20 protein-coding genes are annotated in these 21,962 nt (G+C 68.8%); 15 read left to right on the top strand and 5 right to left on the bottom strand.

All coding sequences use genetic code 11. The features are described 5' to 3' along the window. The first annotated feature begins 13 nt into the window (after positions 1-13). Positions 14-370 (top strand): hypothetical protein, encoded by a 357-nt coding sequence (locus tag G6N59_RS16655; protein WP_138232297.1) that lies wholly within the window; start codon positions 14-16, stop codon positions 368-370. On the opposite strand, the gene G6N59_RS16660 is transcribed toward G6N59_RS16655, so the two are convergent. Continuing rightward, positions 367-987 carry a YqgE/AlgH family protein gene (locus tag G6N59_RS16660; RefSeq protein ID WP_425272329.1) on the bottom strand — a complete coding sequence of 207 codons (621 nt, stop codon included), beginning with the start codon at positions 985-987 and terminating at the stop codon, positions 367-369. The two genes, G6N59_RS16655 and G6N59_RS16660, sit on opposite strands and share 4 nt — an antisense overlap. A gap of 118 nt (positions 988-1,105) precedes the next feature. Between G6N59_RS16660 and G6N59_RS16665 the strand changes: the two genes are divergently transcribed. Together G6N59_RS16665 and G6N59_RS16670 are read left to right on the top strand one after the other, a co-directional pair. Then, on the top strand, positions 1,106-2,395 hold the full coding sequence (locus G6N59_RS16665) for an MFS transporter (protein WP_138232299.1): 1,290 nt from the start codon (positions 1,106-1,108) through the stop codon (positions 2,393-2,395). A gap of 9 nt (positions 2,396-2,404) precedes the next feature. After that, entirely contained in the window at positions 2,405-3,187 is a 783-nt protein-coding gene (locus G6N59_RS16670) for a TIGR03084 family metal-binding protein (protein WP_138232300.1), read from the top strand. Between the two features lie 6 nt (positions 3,188-3,193). Here the strand turns inward: G6N59_RS16670 and G6N59_RS16675 are convergent, their stop codons facing one another. Then, positions 3,194-4,402 (bottom strand): acyl-CoA dehydrogenase family protein, encoded by a 1,209-nt coding sequence (locus G6N59_RS16675; RefSeq protein ID WP_138232301.1) that lies wholly within the window; start codon positions 4,400-4,402, stop codon positions 3,194-3,196. 277 nt (positions 4,403-4,679) lie between these two features. Between G6N59_RS16675 and G6N59_RS16685 the strand changes: the two genes are divergently transcribed. After that, a complete protein-coding gene (locus G6N59_RS16685) occupies positions 4,680-5,858 on the top strand; it encodes a helix-turn-helix domain-containing protein (RefSeq protein WP_138232302.1) in 1,179 nt (392 codons plus the stop codon). 6 nt (positions 5,859-5,864) lie between these two features. Here G6N59_RS16685 and G6N59_RS16690 read toward each other — a convergent pair whose 3' ends face one another. Beyond that, the gene (locus G6N59_RS16690; RefSeq protein ID WP_138232303.1) at positions 5,865-6,350 is read right to left on the bottom strand and encodes a pullulanase; all 486 of its coding nucleotides are present in this window, start codon (positions 6,348-6,350) and stop codon (positions 5,865-5,867) included. Positions 6,351-6,368: 18 nt separating this feature from the next. Continuing rightward, a complete protein-coding gene (locus G6N59_RS16695; RefSeq protein ID WP_138232370.1) occupies positions 6,369-7,805 on the bottom strand; it encodes a CCA tRNA nucleotidyltransferase in 1,437 nt (478 codons plus the stop codon). 198 nt (positions 7,806-8,003) lie between these two features. On the opposite strand from G6N59_RS16695, the gene G6N59_RS16700 reads away from it, so the two are divergent. From G6N59_RS16700 to G6N59_RS16740, 9 genes are all read left to right on the top strand, one after another. Beyond that, positions 8,004-8,801 (top strand): NUDIX hydrolase, encoded by a 798-nt coding sequence (locus G6N59_RS16700; protein WP_138232304.1) that lies wholly within the window; start codon positions 8,004-8,006, stop codon positions 8,799-8,801. Beyond that, on the top strand, positions 8,798-11,221 hold the full coding sequence (locus G6N59_RS16705) for a hypothetical protein (RefSeq protein ID WP_234884390.1): 2,424 nt from the start codon (positions 8,798-8,800) through the stop codon (positions 11,219-11,221). The genes G6N59_RS16700 and G6N59_RS16705 overlap by 4 nt, the downstream gene beginning before the upstream one ends. Further along, positions 11,218-14,595: a murein biosynthesis integral membrane protein MurJ gene (murJ, locus tag G6N59_RS16710; RefSeq protein ID WP_163911379.1), complete on the top strand. Its 3,378-nt coding sequence runs from the start codon at positions 11,218-11,220 to the stop codon at positions 14,593-14,595. Before G6N59_RS16705 ends, murJ begins: the two co-directional genes overlap by 4 nt. A gap of 96 nt (positions 14,596-14,691) precedes the next feature. After that, positions 14,692-15,243, top strand: coding sequence for an RNA polymerase sigma factor SigM (sigM, locus tag G6N59_RS16715; protein ID WP_138232305.1), 552 nt, complete (start codon positions 14,692-14,694; stop codon positions 15,241-15,243). Between the two features lie 87 nt (positions 15,244-15,330). Next, entirely contained in the window at positions 15,331-16,095 is a 765-nt protein-coding gene (locus G6N59_RS16720; RefSeq protein ID WP_138232306.1) for an RsmA family anti-sigma factor, read from the top strand. Positions 16,096-16,216: 121 nt separating this feature from the next. Continuing rightward, entirely contained in the window at positions 16,217-17,152 is a 936-nt protein-coding gene (trxB, locus tag G6N59_RS16725; protein ID WP_138232307.1) for a thioredoxin-disulfide reductase, read from the top strand. Positions 17,153-17,193: 41 nt separating this feature from the next. Beyond that, the gene (gene trxA / locus G6N59_RS16730) at positions 17,194-17,526 is read left to right on the top strand and encodes a thioredoxin (RefSeq protein WP_138232308.1); all 333 of its coding nucleotides are present in this window, start codon (positions 17,194-17,196) and stop codon (positions 17,524-17,526) included. A gap of 158 nt (positions 17,527-17,684) precedes the next feature. Then, positions 17,685-18,878 carry an N-acetylmuramoyl-L-alanine amidase gene (locus G6N59_RS16735; protein ID WP_138232309.1) on the top strand — a complete coding sequence of 398 codons (1,194 nt, stop codon included), beginning with the start codon at positions 17,685-17,687 and terminating at the stop codon, positions 18,876-18,878. 102 nt (positions 18,879-18,980) lie between these two features. Then, positions 18,981-19,325, top strand: a complete 345-nt coding sequence (locus G6N59_RS16740; protein ID WP_220099677.1) for a shikimate kinase — start codon at positions 18,981-18,983, stop codon at positions 19,323-19,325. 128 nt (positions 19,326-19,453) lie between these two features. On the opposite strand, the gene G6N59_RS16745 is transcribed toward G6N59_RS16740, so the two are convergent. Further along, entirely contained in the window at positions 19,454-20,359 is a 906-nt protein-coding gene (locus G6N59_RS16745; protein ID WP_407665702.1) for a helix-turn-helix transcriptional regulator, read from the bottom strand. A 116-nt stretch (positions 20,360-20,475) separates the two neighbouring features. Between G6N59_RS16745 and G6N59_RS16750 the strand changes: the two genes are divergently transcribed. Both G6N59_RS16750 and G6N59_RS16755 read left to right on the top strand, forming a co-directional pair. Next, positions 20,476-21,453, top strand: coding sequence for an aldo/keto reductase (locus tag G6N59_RS16750; RefSeq protein ID WP_138232312.1), 978 nt, complete (start codon positions 20,476-20,478; stop codon positions 21,451-21,453). Positions 21,454-21,505: 52 nt separating this feature from the next. Then, the gene (locus G6N59_RS16755) at positions 21,506-21,928 is read left to right on the top strand and encodes an aldo/keto reductase (RefSeq protein WP_234884391.1); all 423 of its coding nucleotides are present in this window, start codon (positions 21,506-21,508) and stop codon (positions 21,926-21,928) included. The last annotated feature ends 34 nt before the right edge of the window (positions 21,929-21,962 follow it).

Raw genomic sequence — 21,962 nt, forward strand, 5'->3', positions numbered from 1 at the left:
TATCCTGAGACGCATGCTGATCGCCGCGGTGCTGTGCCTGTGCGCGGCCGTGGTGACCGCCGGCGTCGGCGCCTGGTCGCTGCGCCGCCCCCATTCCACCGACACCGTGCCGCGGGTGCTGCGCTCGGTGGCGCCCATCCAACTCGCGACGGCCGTGATGCTCGCCGCCGGCGGCGTCGCCGCGCTCGTCGCGCCGCGCAGCACGGGCGTGACGGTGCTGATGGTGTGCGTGATCGGGGCCGTCGGCACGTTCGCCGCCGGTTGCTACCAGGGCGCCAAGGCCGGCGCCGCCATGATGGCCCGGGAGAACGCGCCCGCCGGTGACGGTTGCGCCGGCAGCTGCGCCAGCTGCACGTTGTCCTGCAGCTAGTTCCTGCTCACATCGATCGGGTGCGTCGCCAGCATCGCCATGGGCATCGGCTGACGCCGTAACACCCGCGACCACAGATCCACCCGCGGTGCCACCAGGACGTCCGACGGCAGCGCCGACAGCACGATCCAGTCGTCTCGCTCGATCTCACCGTCGAGCTGGCCCACGGACCACCCGGAGTAGCCGGCGTAGATCCGGACGCCCTCGACGGCGTCTTCGATGTCCTCCGGCTCGGCATCCAGATCGACCATCGCGATGCGGCCCTGGACGTGCCGCAGCCCGGGGACCGAGGCCGCGTCGACGCCGACCTTCACGGTCGCCAGGCACAGCGCGGAATCGCGCTTCACCGGACCGCCGATGAACATGGACTTGGGTTTCTTGGCGAGCTTCGCCCACTGCGGCAACACGTTGTAGACAGCCGTCTCGCTGGGCCGGTTCAGGACGACGCCGAGCGTGCCACCGGAGTTGTGCTCGACGATGTAGATGACGCTGCGCCGGAACGTCGGCTCCAGCAAGTCGGTATTGGCGAGCAGCAGAGTCCCCGCCCGAATCCCATGCGAGGCGGGAGCGAAATCACGGTAATCCTCCGGTTCCTCTGACTGCGCCACGCCCTCCATCATCGCACTCGCGGGCCGTCGCCGTGACCAACGCACACGGCCCGCCGGGATATTTGTACTGTGGAGCAGGTCGCTTCAATCACGCCCGGCACCATGAAATCAGGACACCACCATTCCAGTGACCGACCGCCGCCCCCACCACGTTGTCCTGCATGCGGTACAGGCCCTACCGGACTTCCGCCGGCTGCTGGAACTGCGCGCGGTCAGCCAGTTCGGCGACGGACTTTTCCAGGCCGGGCTGGTGGGCGCGCTGCTGTTCAACCCGGACCGGGCGGCGACCCCGTGGGCCATCGCGGGCTCCTTCGCCGCGTTGTTCCTGCCGTACTCGTTGTTGGGTCCGTTCGTCGGCGCGCTGCTCGACCGGTGGGACCGCCGGCAGGTGCTCATCGGCGCCAACCTCGCGCGGCTGGTGGTGATGATCTGCGTCGGCGCGTTACTGGCCACGGCGGCGTCCGACAAGCCGATCCTGTTAGGCGCGTTGATCGTCAACGGCTTCACCCGCTTCGTCTCCTCGGGCCTGTCGGCCGCGTTGCCGCACGTCGTGCCGACCGAACAGGTCGTGTCGATGAACTCGGTCGCCACCGCTGTCGGCGCCGTCTCGGCGTTCGTCGGCGCCAACGTGATGCTGCTGCCGCGCTGGCTGATGGGCGCCGGCGACACGAGCGCGGCGGTGGTGATCTGGCTGGCGGCGCTGCCCGTCGCGCTGGCGCTGTGGCTGTCGGTGCGTTTTCACCGCCACCTACTGGGACCTGACGACAGCGCCCGCGCCGTGCACGGTTCGGTGACCTACGCGGTGATCACCGGCTGGGTCGACGGCCTGCGATCGGTGGCGAACGTACCGACGGTGACGGCCACCCTGACCGGTCTGGCAGCCCACCGCATGGTGTTCGGGATCAACACACTCATGGTGCTGGTGATCGTCCGGCACGGCGGCGGCGAACACGTCGCGGGGTTCGCGGTGACCGTCGTGTTCGTTGCCGCCGCGGGCCTCGGGTCGTTTCTCGCCAACCTCGTCATGCCGGCCGCGGTGCGGCGCTGGGGCCGCTACGCGACGGCCAACGGCGCCCTCGCCATCGCGGCCGTGGTCCAGCTGGCCGGCGCCGGCCTCCAGATCCCGGTGCTGATCGCCTGCAGCCTGGTCCTCGGCACGGCGGGGCAGGTGGTCAAGTTGTGCGCGGACTCAGCCATGCAGCTCGACGTCGACGACGCCCTGCGTGGCCACGTGTTCGCGGTGCAGGACTCGATGTTCTGGCTGGCGTTCATCATCGCGATCGCGGCCGCGGCGGCGGTGATTCCGGCCGACGGCAAGTCGTCAGCGCTCATGGCGGCCGGCGCCGTCGTCTACCTCGTGGGCCTGATCCTGCACGCGACGCTGGGCAAGCGCGGCAGAACCGTCGGTACCGTCTAGGGTGCTGCCATGGCCCCCAATGCTGCTGCCGGAGTGATCGCCGACCTGCGTGCCGAGAGTGACGACCTGGACCGACTGGTCGCCGATCTGCCGCCCTCCGAGTGGGCCGCAGCGACCCCGGCCGCAGGTTGGACCATCGCCCATCAGATCGCGCATCTGTGGTGGACCGACCAGGTGTCCGTGCTGGCGGTGACCGACGAGGACGCCTTTGCCGCGACTCTCGCCGAAGCGTGGAAGAACCCGCTCGGGTTCGTCGACGTAGCGGCCGAAGAGCTTGCGCAGACCCCGCCGGCGGAGATGTTGGCGCAGTGGCGCGCCACTCGCGCCACCTTGCACGACGCACTCGAAGGGGTCGCCGACGGCCGCAAGCTGCCGTGGTTCGGCCCGCCCATGAGCGCTGCGTCCATGGCCAGCGCGCGGCTGATGGAGACCTGGGCGCACGGCGCCGACGTCGCCGACGCCCTCGGGGTCCGGCGCGAGCCGACGGCCCGGCTGCGGTCCATTGCGCACATCGGGGTGCGGACAAGGGATTTCGCGTTCACGCTCCACGAGCTGACCCCGCCGACCGACGTGTTTCACGTGGAACTTCACGCGCCCGACGGCTCCCTCTGGACGTGGGGTCCGGGCGATGCCGTGCAGCGGGTCACCGGCTCGGCCGAGGACTTCTGCCTGCTGGTGACCCAGCGGCGGCCGTTGCGCGAGCTGGACGTGCAGGCCGTCGGCGAGGACGCCCAGAAGTGGCTGACCATCGCCCAGGCGTTCGCCGGGCCGCCGGGAGCGGGCCGGGACTGACTCCGCTCACCGGATGGGCAGGCCCGTCACCGCCCGCGAGATGACCAGGCGCTGAATCTCACTGGTGCCCTCGAAGATCGTGAAGATCTTGGCGTCACGGTGCATCCGCTCCACCGGGTAGTCACGGGTGTAGCCATTGCCCCCGAGGATCTGGATCGCCTCGTCGGTGACGTACACCGCGGTCTCGCTGGCGACCAATTTGGCCATCGACCCTTCGGCGTTCTCGAACGGCACATTGTTGCGCGCCATCCAACCGGCCCGCCACACCAGCAGCCGGGCCGCGTCGACGCGGGTCTTCATGTCGGCCAGCTTGAACGCGATGGCCTGGAACTCCCCGATCTTGCGGCCGAACTGCTCACGCTGACAGGCGTAGTCGAGGGCGTACTCATACGCGGCGCGCGCCACCCCGACAGCCATGGCGCCGACCGTCGGCCGGGTCCGCTCGAACGTCTTCATCGCCGCCTGGCCGCCCGCCGACGCCCCGGACCTCACCCGGGCCACCCGCGCCTCGAACTTCTCGCGGCCGCCCAGGATCAGGTCCTCGGACAGGCGGACGTTGTCAAGGACGATCTCCGCGGTGTGCGACGCCCGGATGCCGTGCTTCTTGAACTTCTGGCCCTGGGACAAACCGGGGGTGCCGGGCGGGATGACGAACGACGCCTGCCCACGCGAGCCGAGTTCGGGGTAGACCGACGCGACCACGATGTGCACATTGGCGATGCCGCCGTTGGTGGCCCACGTCTTCGTGCCGTTCAGCACCCATTCCCGCGTGGCCTCGTCGAAGCGGGCGCGGGTCCTGATGGCACCGACGTCCGAGCCGGCGTCGGGCTCGGACGAACAGAACGCCGCGACCTTCGGCTCGGCGGCCGTACCGAACATCAGGGGCAGCCATTGACCCACCTGTTCGGGAGTTCCGTTGCCCGCCAACGCCGCTGCTGCCAAACCGGTGCCCATGATGGACAGCGCGATGCCGGCGTCACCCCAGAACAGCTCCTCGAACACCGTGAGCATGCCGAGGCCGCTGGGTTCGGCGGCCTGGGTGGCAAACAGCTCCGGTGAGTACAGCCCGACTTTGGCCGCCTCCTGGATGACGGGCCACGGGGTCTCCTCGCGCTCATCCCATTCGGCTGCGGCCGGGCGGATGACGTCGGCCGCGAACTTGTGTACCCAGTCGCGGACCTCGATCACCTCATCGCTGGGCTGGACACAGAACATCGTTACTCCTGGAAATTGTGGGGTGGGTTCCATGGTGCCGCCGATCAGTCCTCGTCGGGCATGAAATCGGCCTTACCGACGCCGAATCGGTTGGCCCGGCGGAACGTGCCGAAATCGTTGAACCGGACACCGTTGTCGCGCAGCACTTTCTGGCAGTCGTGTCGCGATTCTCATCGAGCTTCCTCCTTGGCTGATCCCGGGTGTCAGTGTGTCTGCACCAGATGGGTAAATGCTTGGCCATCCAGAGTGAATTCCGGTTGTGATTCATACTGGCGGAGTGAATGAGGAGGATCTGGCGGCACCGCTGGTACCGCCGGCCACTGCCGCCGCGCTCTATCGGAAACTGCCGACGGCCACCGCCGACATCATCGACGCGGTCTCGATCGAGCTGCCGATCTTCGCCGACGCACTGCATGGCAAGCTCGCCGGCGTCGCGGAATCAGCGATCAGCACCATGCTGTCCGGCTTCCTCGGCACCGCCTGCGGAGCCGGCGCCGACCGGCCCCACGTCGACCTCGCTGCGGTGCAGCGGGCCGCATTCGACCTGGGCCGCTACGAAGCGCACATCGGGCGGTCCATCGAGGCCCTCAACGCGGCGTTCCGGGTGGGAGCGCGCATCGCATGGCGGCACTGGAGCACCATCGCCCAGGCGCACGACATGAACACGGCCGACATCGTGCGCTTCGCCGAACTGCATTTCGACTATCTCGACGACCTCGCCGACGCGTGCGTCAGCGGCCACGCCGACGAACTGGCCACTGCCGGGCAGCGTCGTCAACGCCGGCGCGAGAGGCTCGCCGAACAGCTCCTGCTCGGCGCTGTCATCGAAGAGATCACCGAAACCGCCCGGCTCGCCCGCTGGCAGCCGCCCGATGCCATGCTCGCGATCGTCCTGCCCCGCGCCGACTCCCACCGGGTCACTCCCCTGCTCGACGACCGAACGCTGCGATCCAACGGCGACCTCCGGCCCGGGCCGCAGGCAGCAAGCCTCACCACGTTGTTGACTCCCGTCACCACTGCCGCGCCACGGGCGGCTCTGCTCGGTCGCCTCGCCGGGGTACACGCGGCAGTCGGCCCGGAGCAACCCTGGCTCGACGTCAGGTACTCGGCCGCCCTCGCCACCCGCGCATGGCAGTGTTGTACGTCGGACTCATGGCCGATCGACGCCGAGAAGTTGTTGGGGGCGTTGGTGATTCACGCCGATCCACCGACCCGGGAACGGCAGCGGGCAGCCGCCCTTGCCGCCTTCGACCACCTGCGCGCCGACACCCGGGCCCGGTACGAGGAGACGCTGCGCGCCTGGCTGCTGCACCAGGGCCGCCGCGAGGCGGTGGCCCGCGATCTTCATCTGCACACCCAGACCGTGCGCTACCGCATGGACCGCATCCGCGAAATCCTCGGCGACGAGCTCAACGACCCCGAGCGCGTCCTCGATCTGGTGATCGCCCTCGCCTGAGGCCGCCTACCGCACCCCGCCCGCAGCGTCAGCGGCGCCATCGCCGTCGGTGTCTGTCAGCTGCACGTCCCACCGCCCGTCGCCGTCGGTGTCCGCATAGGCGACCGGCCCGGCCAGCACCCGGTCAGCGAGCCCGTCGCCGTCGGTATCGATCAGCCGGTCGTCAGCCACGCCGTCACCGTCGAAATCGACGAGCGCTCCCCCGCTCTGCTCGGTGCCGTCCAAGCCGAACCACCGCAGCCCCGAGCCCACCGCCCAGGTACCTGATCCGTCGTCGGCGAGGGTGCGCCGAGCCCCGCGGTCGTCCACGTCGATGACGGCGTGGTCGGCCCGGCCGTCGCCGTCGAAGTCGGCCAGGGCGTCGTCGAACAATCCGTCGCCGTCCACATCGAGCCGCACGCCGTCGAGCGTGCCGTCGCCGTCGGCGTCCACCGCCGGCTCCCCCGGCCACCACGACGCCGACCCGTCCCCATCACTCAGGCAATAGTCCATACCTGAACAGACGGTTGGTCAGCCCCTGGCGTTCCACCATTTCTGCAATTCGGCGACGGCCTCGTCGTGGGTCAGTGGCCCGCGGTCCAGCCGGAGCTCCTTGAGGAACCGCCACGCCTCGCCGACCTGCGGGCCCGCCGGGATGCCGAGCAACGTCATGATCTCGTTGCCGTCCAGGTCCGGGCGCACCCGCGCGAGATCCTCCCGCGCGGCCAGTTCCGTGATGCGCTGCTCGAGACCGTCGTAATTGGCCTGCAGCCGCGCCGCGCGACGCCGGTTGCGGGTGGTGCAGTCGGCACGCACCAGCTTGTGCAGCCGGCTCAGCAGCGGCCCGGCATCGGTGACGTACCGGCGCACCGCCGAGTCGGTCCACATGCCGGTGCCCTTGTCATCGGCGTAGCCGTGGAACCGCAGATGCAGATACACCAGCTGCGAGACATCGTCGACCATCTGCTTGGAGTACTTCAGCGCGCGCATGCGTTTGCGCGTCATCTTGGCGCCCACCACCTCGTGGTGGTGGAAGCTGACACCGCCATCCGGCTCGTGGCGGCGCGTGTCCGGCTTGCCGATGTCGTGCAACAACGCTGCCCACCGCAGCACCAGATCGGGCCCGCTCTCGGGCTCCTCCAGATCCATGGCCTGCCGCAACACCGTCAACGAATGGTGGTAGACGTCCTTGTGCTGGTGGTGCTCATCGATGGCCATCCGCATGGCACCGACCTCGGGCAGCACCACGTCACCCAGCCCGGTCTGCACCATGAGGTCCACTCCGGCCACCGGGTCGGCGCCCAACATCAGCTTGTCCAGCTCTGCGGACACCCGCTCGGCGGTGATCCGGCCCAGCTGCGGCGCCATCTCGATCAGCGCCTCGAGCACGCGCGGCGCGACCGCGAAACCGAGCTGCGAGACGAACCGGGCGGCCCGCAACATGCGCAGCGGGTCGTCGCCGAACGACACCTGCGGCGCCGACGGGGTGTCGAGCACCCGGCCCGCCAAGCCCGCCAGTCCGCCCAGCGGATCGTGGAATTCGCCGATGCCGCCGGGCAGGTCCGGATTGATGCGGACCGCCATCGCGTTGACGGTGAAGTCCCGGCGCGCCAGGTCGTCCTCGAGCCGATCCCCGAACACCACCTCAGGGTTCCGGGACACCTGGTCATAGGTGTCGGCCCGGAAGGTGGTGATCTCGATGCGTTGCCCGTACTTGGCGACTCCGATGGTGCCGAACTCGATCCCGGTGTCCCACAACGCTTCTCCCCAGCCGCGCAGCAGCTTCTGCGACTGCGCCGGACGGGCGTCGGTGGTGAAATCCAGGTCGTTCAGCGGGCGGCCCAGCAGCGCGTCGCGCACACTGCCGCCCACCAGATACAGCTCATGACCCGCCGCGGCGAACACCCGGCCCAGGTCTACGAGCAAATCCGCATGCTTGTTCAGCGCGACCGCGGCAGCGGTCAGCAATGCTGTCGGGTCGGCGCCCGCACCACTGCGCGGGCTCCGCTCCGACCCAGCGTCGGCACTTGCATCGTTCGGCACGTCCGATGAGCCTAATGTGCCCACCCCACCGGCCGGTACCGACCATCGCGGCACGGTCACAACTGGGCCACTGACCGGCCAGTGGGCACAGACCGCCCAAGCTGAGCAGCTACTATCGCTTGGGTGTCGGAAGGCGAGCGTGCCAAACCACGACGGCGCCGCGGGCGACGTCGCGGTCGACGCTCGGCCGGTCCGCCCAGTGACAGCGCCCAGCACGCCGACTCAGATTCGGCAGCTGCCAGCCGTAACAACGGGACCGCCCAGCCTGTTCCCACCGCGACTGCCTCCACACCGTCGGCTCCTGCGCCGCGCAAGTCGAACAACGACCGCCTGCGCACCGTGCACGAGACCTCAGCCGGCGGACTGGTGATCGACGGGCTCGACGGCCCCAAGGACACCCAGAAGGCCGCACTCATCGGCCGCATCGACCGCCGCGGCCGGATGCTGTGGTCACTGCCCAAGGGACACATCGAACTCGGCGAGACGGCCGAACAGACCGCCATCCGTGAGGTCGCCGAGGAGACCGGACTGCAGGGCAGCGTGCTGGCCGCGCTCGGCAGCATCGACTACTGGTTCGTGACCGAAGGCCGGCGCGTCCACAAGACAGTGCACCATTACCTGATGCGATTCCAGGGCGGCGAACTCTCCGACGACGACGTCGAGGTCACCGAAGTGGCATGGGTGCCGCTGCGGGAACTGCCGTCCCGCCTGGCCTACGCCGACGAGCGCAAGCTTGCCGAGGTGGCCGGCGAACTGATCGACAAACTGCACACCGATGGACCGGGCGCCCTGCCGCCGCTGCCGCGCACCGCGCCGCGCCGCCGCCCACAGACCCATTCCCGCACGCGGAACCATCGCAACGACGACTCCGCCCATACCCAACCCGGCCGCCGCGCGAACGGCTGCGGACCCGGGTCGTGAACGTCAGGCGAGAGCTGTTGGGGCCAGCCTCGACAGCTCTCCTGCGCGTCCTGGCGGGCACCGCCCTCCTGCTGTTGCTCACCGCTCCCATCACGCCGCAGTCATCCGCCGGGGAGCCGGGCGGGACGACGTTCCTACAGCTGCGCATCGACCACGTCACGCCGGACGTCGTCACCACCACCAGCGAGCCGGTGGTGACGGTCACCGGAACCGTCACCAATGTCGGTGACCGCCCGGTGCACGACGTCATGGTGCGCCTCGAGCACTCGCCCGCGGTGACGTCCTCGTCAGGGCTGCGGACGACGCTCGCGGCCGAACCGACGGACTACTCCGCGGTCGGCGACTTCACCACCGTCTCGCAGGATCTGGCGCGCGGGCAGAGCGTGCCCTTCCGGCTGGCCTATCCGGTGCGCTCGGCCGACCATCCCGCGCTGGACATCGACAAACCCGGTGTGTATCCACTGCTGGTCAACGTCAACGGCACCCCGGACTACGGCTCGGCGGCCCGGCTCGACGACGCCCGCTTCCTGCTGCCCGTGCTGGGCGTGCCCGCCACCCCGGCCGCTCCCGGGGGCTCCGGCCAGCAGTCCATCGACGCCGTCGTCCCGCCCGACACCGCGCACCCCGTCGCACTGACCCTGCTGTGGCCGCTCGCCGACCGTCCGCACCTGGCCGCCGGCGTACCCGGACGCACCGAACCGGCCCGCCTGGCCGACGACGACCTCGCCACTTCCCTGGCCAACGGCGGCCGCCTGGACACGCTGCTGGCCGCCGCCGACTTCGCGACCAACGACCAGGTGGACCCCGGCGGCCTGATGCGCGGCGCGATGTGTCTGGCCATCGACCCCGACCTGCTGATCACCGTCAATGCCATGAGCGGCGGCTACGTCGTATCCGACGACCCCGCCGCCGGCCTCAACTCCCCCACCCACCCGGGCGCCGGACAACAAGCCGCGACCGAGTGGCTGCACCGGTTGCGAGAGCTGGCGCAGCGGGTGTGCGTCACCCCGACGGTGTATGCCCAGGCCGACCTGCGCGCACTGCAGCGCGTCGGCGACGCCGTCCTGAGCTCCACCGCCACCACCGACGCCGGACCGATCGTCAACCAGCTGCTGGGCATCCAATCCCTGCGCGGCGCCACGGTCGTCGGCGACGGCCCGCTCACCGGCCCGGCGGTGGGGCTGCTGTCCGCGCAGCCCGAACCGACCGTCGCGATCGCCGCGGCGCCCATCACCGCCGACGACTCCGATCATCCCGCCGACACGTCACCCCGGCGATACAGCGACAAGGTCACGATGGCGCCGTTCGACCCGTGCGTCGCCGCGGCCCTCGCCGGCGCCGGGCGCACCCCGATCTCGCCGGGATACCTCGATACGTCGCTGCACGTGCCGCTCGTCCATGACTCGCCGGTGGCACGCCGCCAGGACGCCCTCGCCTCCGTGCTGTGGCGTGGCCTGCAACCCGACGCGCAGCCCCGCAACCAGATCCTGATGCCGCCGCTGGCGTGGGACGTCACGCCCGACGATGCCCAGTCGATCCTGACGTCGGTGGCGACGGCGATGCACTCGGGTCTGGCGGTGGCCCGCCCGATGCCCGCGGTGATCGCCGAGGCCAAGGCGCTCCCGCCGCCCTTGACCGCCACGCTGCCGGACAACGCGACCGGGAACCCCAAGGCCCGCTACGGCGACGACGTGACCGGCCAGATCTCGACCACCATGGAGCGGGTCTGGGGCCTGACCGCCGCGTTGACCGTCAACACTCAGACCGGGCTGACGGGTGACCAGTACACGGCGCCGCTGCGTGAGGACATGCTGCGGGCACTGACCCAATCGGTGCCGCCGAGCGTCCGCGAAGACCTGGCCCAGCAGCGCATCACCACGACGCAGAACACCATGAACGACCTGTTCCACGCGGTTACCGTGGTGAACCCGGGCGGCTCGTACACACTGGCCACCGAACGCAGCCCCCTGCCCCTGGCGCTGCGCAACGACCTGCCGCTGCCGATCCGGGTCCGCCTGGTGATCGACGCACCACCCGGTATGACGGTCACCGACATGGGCGAGATCGAGCTACCCCCCGGCTACCTGCCGCTGCGGGTGCCGATCGAGGTGCACTTCACCCAACGCGTTGCGGTGGATGTCGCCCTGCGCACTGTCAACGGCCTGACGCTCGGCGAACCGGTCCGGCTCTCGGTGCACTCCAACGCGTACGGCAAGGTGCTGTTCTTCATCACGCTGTCCGCCGGCGCGGTGCTGTTCCTGCTGGCCGGCCGGCGGCTCTGGCACCGGTTCCGCGGTCAGCCCGACCGGGCCGACCTGGACCGCCCGCACCACACCCGGCCCATCCACGCCGACGACTCCCACCCACCTCGCCCTGATCCCCTCGACACCGCCATCGCCCACGCCCCGGAGGACTCATGAGCGCCCCGCGCAGTCCCCGGCCGCAGGTCGCGGCGCCGCTGCCCCGCAGGGCGGAACTGTCCGACGCCGCCGTCGTCTCCCGGTCCTGGGGCATGGCGTTCGCCACGCTGATCAGCCGGATTACCGGATTCCTGCGGATCGTGCTGCTGGCCGCGATTCTCGGCGCGGCGCTGTCCAGTGCGTTCACAGTGGCCTATCAGCTGCCCAACATGATCGCCGCACTGGTGCTCGAAGCGACGTTCACCGCGATCTTCGTGCCGGTGCTGGCCCGCGCCGAACGTGACGACCCCGACCACGGCTCTGGATTCGTGCGCCGACTGGTCACCCTGGCGACCACACTGCTCCTCGTCACGACGGTGATCTCGGTCGCCTCCGCTCCCCTGCTGGTGGGCTTGATGCTGGGCAACGATCCCGCAGTCAACCGGCCGCTCGCCACCGCGTTGGCCTACCTGCTCATGCCGCAGGTCTTCTTCTACGGCTTGTCGTCGGTGTTCATGGCAATCCTGAACAACCGCAACGTGTTTGGGCCGACGGCATGGGCCCCGGTGTGTAACAACGTGGTCGCCATCATCACGTTGCTCCTTTATCTGGCGGTCCCCGGGCAACTTTCGATCAATCCGGTAGAGATGGGCAATCCCAAGCTGCTGGTGCTGGGTATCGGCATCACGATGGGCACCGTCACCCAGGTCGCGGTGCTGCTTGTGGCGATCCGAAGGCAGCGGATCAGCCTGCGGCCGCTGTGGGGCATCGACGACCGGCTCAAGAAGTTCGGCACCATGGCCACCGCCATGATGCTGTACGTCCTGATCAGCCAGGGCGGTCTGATCGTCGGCAACGAAATCGCCAGCCACGCAGCCGCATCCGGGCCGGCCATCTACAGCTACGCCTGGCTCCTGCTGCAGCTGCCGTTCGGCATGATCGGAGTGACGGTGCTGACCGTCGTCATGCCGCGGCTGTCCCGCAACGCCGCCGCCAACGACAACCCTGCGGTGCTCGCCGACTTCTCTCTGGCCACCCGGCTGACCATGGTGACGCTGATCCCGATCGTCGCCTTCATGACCGTCAGCGGGCCTGCCATGGGCAGCGCCCTGTTCGCCTACGGCAACTTCGGGGCCACCGACGCGGGCTATCTGGGCATGGCGATCTCGCTGTCGGCGTTCACCCTGATCCCGTATTCCATGGTGCTGCTGGAACTTCGGGTGTTCTACGCCCGCGAACAGCCGTGGATCCCGATCGTCCTGATCGTCGTGATCACCGTGGTGAAGATCGTCGGCTCGCTGATCGCCCCCCACCTGACCGATGACCGGGAACTCGTGGCCGGGTACCTCGGCCTGGCCAACGGGCTCGGCTTCCTGGCCGGCGCAACCGTCGGATACATCCTGCTGCGGTCGGCACTGCGGCCGCCGCACGGCCGGATGGTCGAGCTGCCGGTGATCCGGACCATCCTCGTGACCGTCTGCGCCTCACTCGGCGCCGGCCTGCTCGCCTATCTCGCCGACAAGCTGCTCGGGCTCGACCGGCTGACCGAGCACGGCGGCGCCGCCGGATCGTTGCTGCGGCTGTTTCTGCTCGGGCTGATCATGCTCCCGGTGATCGCGGCGGTTCTGGTGGCCGCCAAGGTGCCCGACGCTCTGGCCGCAGTGGCTTTCGTACGGCGCCGGCTCGGCCGCGGCAACCCGGCAGCGCCCCCCGCAGTCCAGGTCAGCTCGGCTGTACCGGACTCGGCACGGACCGTGGTCCCGTACCCTGGACACGGCAATTCATCTCCGGTACCACGCCGGACCAGCGCGTCCGCCAACGGCGCGGCGAACCCGGAAAGTGGTACCACGGGCGGGCTTCGGAAAGGATTTGCGGTGACCGACGCACCCGCGGACCAGGGATCCGCCCACATCCCGGATACGTCAGGCAGCGGCGACGATGTCGCGTTGCGGGCGGGCGCCGTCGTGGCCGACGGCCGCTACCGACTGCTGGTCTTTCATGGCGGTCCGCCCGATCTGCAGTTCTGGCACGCCCTGGACATCCCGCTCGATCGCCAGGTGGCGCTGACGTTCGTCGACCACGACGGTGTGCTGCCCGCGTCCATGGTCCAGGAAATCCTCACCCGGACAAGCAAACTGAGCCACATCGAGGGACCCGGGCTGGCCCGGATCCTGGACGTCACCCGGCACGGCCACGGCGGCCTGGTGGTCAGCGAATGGATCCGCGGCGGTTCACTGGCCGAGGTGGCCGCGACGGAACCGTCCGCGATGGGCGGCGCCCGCGCCATCCAGTCCCTCGCGTCGACGGCCGAGTCCGCACACCGGTCCGGCGTCGCGCTGTCGATCGACCACCCTGGCCGGATCCGGGTCAGTATCGAGGGCGACGTGGTGCTCGCCTTCCCCGGCACGCTGCCGTCCGCCACTCCTGAAGACGACATCCGCGGCATCGGCGCCACGCTGTACGCGCTGCTGGTCAACCGGTGGCCCCTGCCCGAATCCGGTGCCCTCAGCGGCATGCTGCCCGCGACGAAGAACAGCGCCGGCCAGCCTGTCGAACCCCGTGCGGTCGACGGGACCATCCCCTTCCAGATCTCCGCGGCGGCGGCGCGCGCGGTCCAGGAAGGTGGCGGAATCCGTTCGGCACCAACGCTGTTGAATCTGCTTCAGCAGGCGACCACCGTCGCCGACACCACGGAACTGCTGGAGCCCGTCGACGGCTCGCAGCATCCGGAGACCGCAGACGCCGCGCAACTGGAAGCTGTGGCGAAGCGACGCAAGGCACTGCTCATCGGGGTGGGTGTCGGCGGCGCAGTCCTCCTGGTGGCGCTGCTGGTGCTGGCGTCGGTGCTCAGGGGCATCTTCGGAGACGTCGGCGGCGGCCTGGACAAGCAGCAGCTCGGACTCAACAGCCAGCATCCGACCTCGAGTGGCGCCCCGACGCCCGGCAATGTGGTGAAACCCGTTGGTGTCACAGTGTTTTCACCCGGCGGTGGCGCAGACTCCCCGGAGACCGCGGGCAAGGCCATCACGGGCGCCGCAGGCGATGCGTGGTCCACCGACATCTACACCGATCCCACGCCATTCCCCAGTTTCAAGAGCGGCGTCGGCCTCATGCTGAATCTGCCGCAGTCGACCACGGTGGCATCGGTCAGCCTGAATCTGACCAGCACGGGCACCGCTATCCAGCTCCGCTCGGCCCAGACGGCAACCCCGGCCTCGCTGGATGCCACGACCGTGCTGACGCAGCCCGCGACCATGAAACCCGGAACCAACACGATCACGATCAGCAACGCGCAACCGACCTCGCATCTGCTGATCTGGATCTCGACGCTGGGGACCGTGGACGGCAAGAGCAAGACCGACATCTCGAACGTCGTCGTGAAAGCAGCCGGGTAAGTTATCCACAGGCCTGAAGAGGCCATCTGCGCAGGTCAGGATCGCGCCGCTCAATTCGCGTCGGGGCCCTCCCCGAACCCGATTTATGGTTCGGAAGTGGGGAGTTTCGGGGGGCCACAGTCGGACGCGTCCGACGCAGAATTGCTCGCGGCACACGTCGCCGGTGAGCGGTACGCGTTCGAGGAGCTGTTCTACCGGCATCGCCACCAGCTGTACCGGCTCGCGCGGTTGACGAGCCACGACCCGCAAGACGCCTTGGACGCCCTCCAGGAGGCGCTGTTCAAAGCCCACCGCCATGCGCCGCGGTTCCGGCACGACAGTTCAGTCCGCAGCTGGCTGTGCCGCATCGTGGTGAACTCGTGCCTGGACCGCCTGCGCCACAACAAGTTTCACCGCACCGAAGAACTCAGCGACACGGCCTGCCAGACCGCGGACCCCGCGCACCGGGTCGAGACCACCATCGTCGTCGAACGCGCACTGCTCCGGCTGCCGGTCGAACAGCGGGCGGCGGTGGTCGCCGTCGACATGCAGGGCTACTCGGTGGCCGAGACGGCGGCGATGCTGGGCATCGCGGAGGGCACGGTGAAGAGCCGCTGCGCGCGGGCCCGGGCGAAGCTCGCCCAGTCGCTGGCGCATCTCTCCGACTGACCGGGGCCGGTCACGTGACGTTTTTCCGCCGCACACCGGGTTCGACAGACAGTCGTGCCCGGCGACGGCCGGATTAGGCTTCCGCAGGTGGACGACGAACACGCCGATCAGTCCGTCTCCCTGGAACTGCTCGCCGATCTCCAGGCCGGACTGCTCGACGACGCCACGGCGGCCCGCCTGCGCCAGCGCATCCGGGACGATCCCGTGGTCGCGCGGCAGTACGCCGAACTCGAGCGGGTGCGCCGCGACCTCCATGACCTGGCGGACGACACCGGTGAGAGCGACATCCCTGCCGACGTCACGGCGCACATCGGATCAGCCCTGCGCGAGGCCGGCACTCGACCGCCACGCCACGCCGTCGTCCCTGCGCACTCGGCCGGCCACGGTGCGCGCAGCACCCGTCCCGGCGTCATCGCCGGCGCCGCCGCCGGTCTCATCGCGATCGCTATCGGCGCCACCGTCGTGCTCAGCGGGTCTGACGAACCGGCGCGGGTCTCCGCCGGCCCCACAGCGGCGTCGCTGACCGTGCAGCGGCAGGCGGGCATGCCGTGGTCCGACCGGCAGATCCTCGACCTGCGGAGCCGGCCTCCCGAGTTGGGAGCGCTCGCCGCGCCGGATCGCTTGCCGTCCTGTCTGCAGGGTCTCGGCTACTCCCCCACCACCCGGATTCTGGGTGCCGCCACCCTGACCGGGCGCGACCGCGCCCAAGTGCTTCTACTGCTGCCTGGGGCCGACCGCGGCCCGACGATGGCCCTGGTCGTGTCTTCCGACTGCAATTCCGCCAACGCCGGCCTGATCGCCGATGCGGTCATCGCAGATCCGCCGGCCGACCCGCCGGCACCCGGCCGCTGACCGCCCCGGAGCCCGTCAACCGCCCGGGAACACCGGCACTTACCCTGGTGTTATAGGCGTACCGACTCTGGCAGCAGGCCAGCCAGGTATGAGCCTGACCAGAGGCAGATGAAAGGCGGCCATGACCACCCCAGACACCGTGCACGACGTGATCATCATCGGCTCCGGCCCGGCCGGCTACACCGCCGCGGTATACACGGCTCGTGCCCAGCTCAAGCCGCTGGTTTTCGAAGGTGTCCAGTTCGGTGGTGCGTTGATGACCACCACTGAGGTGGAGAACTACCCGGGCTTCAAGGAGGGCATCACCGGCCCCGAGCTGATGGAGGAGATGCGCGAGCAGGCCCTGCGGTTCGGCGCCGACCTGCGCATGGAGGACGTCGACGCAGTGTCGCTGGACGGCCCCATCAAGACCGTCACCGTCGACAACGAGACCTACCAGGCGCGCTCCGTCATCCTCGCGATGGGCGCCGCTGCCCGGCATCTCGGTATCCCCGGTGAGCAGGAGCTCATCGGCCAGGGCGTGAGCACCTGTGCCACGTGCGACGGTTTCTTCTTCCGCGACCAGGACATCGCCGTGATCGGCGGCGGCGACTCCGCCATGGAGGAGGCGACGTTCCTGACGCGCTTCGCCCGATCGGTGACGCTGATCCACCGCCGGGACGAGTTCCGCGCGTCGCGCATCATGCTGGAGCGCGCGCAGGCCAACGAGAAGATCACCTTCGTCACCAACACCGAAGTTCTTGCGGTGGAGGGTGATTCGAAGGTCAGCGGGTTGCTCCTGCGCAACACCGCCACCGGCGAGGAAAGCAAGCTTCCCGTCACCGGCGTGTTCGTCGCCATCGGTCACGACCCGCGGTCGGGCCTGGTGCGCGGCCTGGTCGATCTCGATGACGAAGGTTACGTGCAGGTGCAAGGCCGTACCACTAACACTTCACTGGACGGTGTTTTCGCCGCCGGCGACCTGGTCGACCACACCTACCGACAGGCAATCACCGCGGCCGGCAGCGGCTGTTCGGCGGCCATCGACGCCGAGCGCTGGCTGGCCGACCACAGCTGATCGTCCTATCCCCCACAGAGTTCACCCGAGAGGAGCAATACATGAGCGAGGGCAGCGCAACGCTGACCGTCACCGACGGTTCGTTCGACAGCGACGTCATCAAGAGCGGCACCCCGGTGCTGGTCGATTTCTGGGCGACCTGGTGCGGACCGTGCAAGATGATCGCCCCGGTTCTCGAGGAACTGGCGGGTGAGAAGGCAGGGGAACTGACCGTCGCCAAGCTCGACGTCGACGCCAACCCCGAGACCGCCCGTAACTTCCAGGTCGTCTCGATCCCGACCCTGATCCTGTTCAAGAACGGCGAACCGGTGAAGCGCATCGTCGGCGCCAAGGGCAAGGCAGCCCTGCTGCGGGAGATCGCCGACCAACTCTGACTCAACTGGCGGGGTGCGGTCCGTCCGGAGAGGATGGGTCGCGCCGCCGCTGCCAGTGAAGTTGCGGGATTCAGCGGGGAGTCTGCGACAATGGGACTCGGCGTCCCGCCAGTGCGCCGCTGTCCGCCCGCCTGGCGTCTGTGATTGAAAGGCCAGGAATGTCGATACTGCGTCGCGGGGACCGGGGAGGTTCGGTCACCGAGATTCGGGCGGCGCTGACCGCCCTGGGACTGCTGGACAGTCCCGACGCGGATCTCACCACCGGCAGGCACGTCGCTCTCGATCTCTTCGACGAAGGCCTCGACGAGGCCGTGCGGGCCTTCCAGCAGCAGCGTGGGCTCCTCGTCGACGGCATGGTCGGTGAGGCCACCTATCGAGCGCTGAAAGAGGCCTCGTACCGGCTGGGGGCGCGCACGCTGTCACACCAGTTCGGTGCCCCCATGTACGGCGACGACGTCGCCACCCTGCAGGCACGGTTGCAGGATCTCGGTTTCTACACCGGTCTCGTCGATGGTCATTTCGGTTTGCAGACCCACAACGGCCTGATGTCCTACCAGCGCGAGTACGGCATGTTCCCGGACGGCATCTGCGGTCCTGAGACGTTGCGCTCTCTGTACTTCCTGGGCTCCCGGGTCACCGGCGGTTCGCCACACGCGATCCGCGAAGAGGAACTCGTGCGGCGCAGCGGCCCACGCCTGACCGGAAAGCGGATCATCATCGATCCGGGTCGCGGCGGCGACGATCGCGGGCTCATCATGACCAGCCGGTCCGGCCCGGTCAGTGAAGCCGACGTCTTGTGGGATCTCGCCAGCCGGCTGGAAGGCCGCATGACGGCCATCGGCATGGACACCTTCCTGTCCCGCCCCGTCAGCGGCAGCCCGACCGACGCCGAGCGCGCCTCGACCGCCAACGCGGTCGGCGCCGATCTGATGATCAGCCTGCGCTGCGCCAGCCTGCCCAGCCCGGCGGCCAACGGCGTCGCATCGTTCTACTTCGGCAACTCACACGGTTCGGTGTCCACCATCGGCCGCAACCTCGCCGACTTCATTCAGCGGGAAGTCGTGGCACGCAGCGGTCTCCGCGACTGCCGGACCCACGGCCGGACCTGGGACCTGTTGCGGCTCACCCGGATGCCCACCGTGCAGGTCGACCTCGGCTACGTCAGCAGCCCGCACGACCGGGAGCTGCTGACCTCCCCCGGTTCCCGCGACTCCATCGCCGAAGGGATCCTGGCCGCGGTGAAGCGGTTGTACCTGTTGGGCAAGAACGACCGTCCCACAGGCACTTTCACCTTCGCCGAGCTGCTGGCTCACGAGATGTCGGTGGAACAGGCCGGCCAGGCCGGCGCGTAGTCCTTCTCCCGTCGGGGTTTTCGCCGCAAGCGTGCCGTGAAGTCGCGGTAACCGCTTGTCTCCGCGCCTGGACTGGTTGAATCGGTCGATATGGGTCGCAGCGTGGCCGAGCTCCTGAAGCAACGGCGAGACGAGCCCTTGTTTGTTCAGGGCACCGTGGCCAATCAGTGGCGCTTCTACGACCGATTCGCCGCGATCGTGCTCCTCACCGCACCAACCGATGTCATCGTGGACAGGGTGCAGCGTCGCCCGCACAATCCGTTCGGCAAGACCGCCGAAGAGCGGGCCCGGATCCTGGCTGATATCGCGGAGACCGAACCGCTGTTGCAGCAGTCCGCCTCGCACGAGATCGATACGGCCCGTCCGCTTTCGGAGGTCGTCGACATTCTCGCCGACATCGCCGACGGTGCCGGACCCGCGCCGCAGGGCCGCATGCCTGGGGGCTGACGGCGCCGCTGTCGCCGCTGGGTGACGGTGCGCTTCTCCACCGACGCGTGTGCGGCGAGATGCCGGAAGTCGTGTGGGCGGCGTGCCGGCTGCACACCCGCGGGCACTCTGGGGTGCCGCTCAGCCTGTCACTCGCGCTCGGCGTTCGACGGCGCGTCGATACCGTCGGGCACGGCTGTGGTGGTGTCGGCCCAACTGGCGAGGAAGTGTAGGGCCTGCTGGTTGGCGGTGTCGGGTTCGGCCGTGAAGACGCTCAGGCGCAGTCCGGGCTCGCCGGGGAGTTCGAAGCTCTGGTAGTTCAGTTCGATGTCCCCGACGATGTGGTGCCGCATGTGTTTGGTCCCGCTGGTGTGGCGACGGACGTTGTGGGCAGCCCAGCGCACCCGGAACTCGTCGCTGCGAGTGGACAGTTCGCCGACCAGATCGGACAGGGGCTTGTCGAACGGATTGCGTCCGGCCGCCGCCCGCAGTACCGCAACGACGTCGGTGGCGGCGCGCTCCCAGTCGACGAAGAAGTCCCGGGCGCTCGGGTTGAGAAAGGTGTAGCGCGCGACGTTGGGTGGTTGCACAGTCTCGGCGTGCATCTCGCTGTACAGCGCGACGCCGAGCTTGTTGGCCGCGATGATGTCACCACGCTCATTGCGGATGTCGGCAGCGGCCTCGGTGATCGCATCGAGCACCTGCTGCACCACCGGTCTGATCCGCGTCAGGGAAGTCGGTCCGCGTTTCCTGGCGCGCGCGGCATTGTCGATGCGCGCCAGATCGAACAGGTGGTCACGTTCGGCATCGTCGAGTTGCAGGGCCCGCGCCAACGCGTCCAGGACGCTGTCGGACGCGCCGACCAGATTCCCGCGTTCGAGCCGAATGTAGTAGTCCGCGGACACTCCGGTGAGCATGGCGACTTCTTCACGGCGCAGTCCCGGCACCTGTCGCTTTCGGCCGAACACCTCAAGACCCGCCTGCTGAGGGGTGATGCGCGCACGCCGCGAGGTCAAGAACTCACGAATCTCGCGCCGGTGGTCCACGATCCCCACCCTATGGCCGTAGCACCGGCGGCGGGGGTGTCTGCCAGTACCTGTCATCGCAGGCCCTCCCCCGCCGGCCCATCCCACGGTTGACTCGTAGTGGAACTCAACTGGGCGGAGGGGCAATGAAGTACATCCAACTGCGGGACCTGACCGTGTCGAGAATCGGCCTCGGGGCGATGGGAATGTCGCACGGGTACACCGGTGCCGGCACCGACGACGCCGAGTCGATCCGGACGATTCACCGCGCCCTCGATCTGGGGCTGACGTTCATCGACACCGCCGAGATCTACGGCCCGTACATCAACGAAGAACTGGTCGGCAAAGCGTTGCGGGATCGTCGCGACCGGGTGGTGCTGGCCACCAAGTTCGGTCTGGTCTCCCACGGTGGCGAGGGCGCCTGGAATCTCGACAGCAGCCCCGCCAACATCCGGACTGCCGTCGAAGGGTCGCTGCGCCGGTTGGGCACCGACTACATCGACCTGTACTACCAACACCGCGTCGACCCGAACACCCCGATCGAGGACACCGTCGGAACCGTCGCCGAGCTCATCGCCGAGGGAAAGGTGCGCCACATTGGGTTATCGGCAGCATCTGCCGCAACCATCCGGCGCGCCAACGCCACCCATCCGATCACCGCACTGCAGTCGGAGTACTCACTGTGGACTCGCGATCTGGAGGCCGAGATCATCCCAACCCTGCGCGAACTGGGCATCGGGCTCGTGCCGTTTTCCCCGTTGGGCCGCGGCTTCCTGACGGGCACCGTCCGCTCCCCCGAACAGTTCGACGACACCGACTTCCGCAAGAACAACCCGCGCTTCACCGGGGAGAACTTCACCCGGAACCTGCGCATCGCCGACGAGGTCACCGCCGTGGCGGATCAGGTCGGGGCGACCCCGGCCCAGGTGGCCTTGGCATGGCTGCTCGCACAAGGCGACGACATCGCCCCCATCCCCGGGACCAAACGCGTCGCCCGCGTCGAGGAGAACATTGCCGCCGACGCAGTGGAACTGAGCGTCGCGCAACTGCAGGCGCTGAACGCGCTGCCGCCTGCTGCCGGAGAGCGCTACAACCCCGAACAGATGGCGATGTACGAACGGTGAGCATCCGCCGATCGCCATCGACACACAAGGACACCCCGTACGGACCATCACATTGCACAACGGCGTCGCTCAGGCCCTGGAAACCGGGTACCGACACATCGACACCGCAGCGTCGTATCAGAACGAACGGTCCGTCGGGCGTGCGCTCGCCGCCGGCGGCATCCCGCGCGACGAGCTGTTCGTCACCACCAAGCTGTGGATGGAGCACGCCGGCCAGGAGGCCACCCCGGCCGCCGCGCACGGCAGGTCGGTCGGTCAGGTCGTGCTGCGCTGGCTGATCCAACGCGACGTGATCGTGATCCCCAAATCCGTCCGCCCCGAGCGGATGCGCGAGAACGTCACCGTCTTCGATTTCGAACTCACCGCGGGCCAGATGGACGAGATCGCCGCGATGGACACCAACACGAGTCTGTTCTTCGATCACCGCGATCCCGCGATCGTCGATCAGTTCTCCGCACGTCGCATCAACGTCTGACGGCCGACCGGCACGGAGATCGACTCGTGGATAC

It is taken from the genome of Mycolicibacterium aubagnense, from assembly GCF_010730955.1.
GTDB lineage: Bacteria > Actinomycetota > Actinomycetes > Mycobacteriales > Mycobacteriaceae > Mycobacterium > Mycobacterium aubagnense.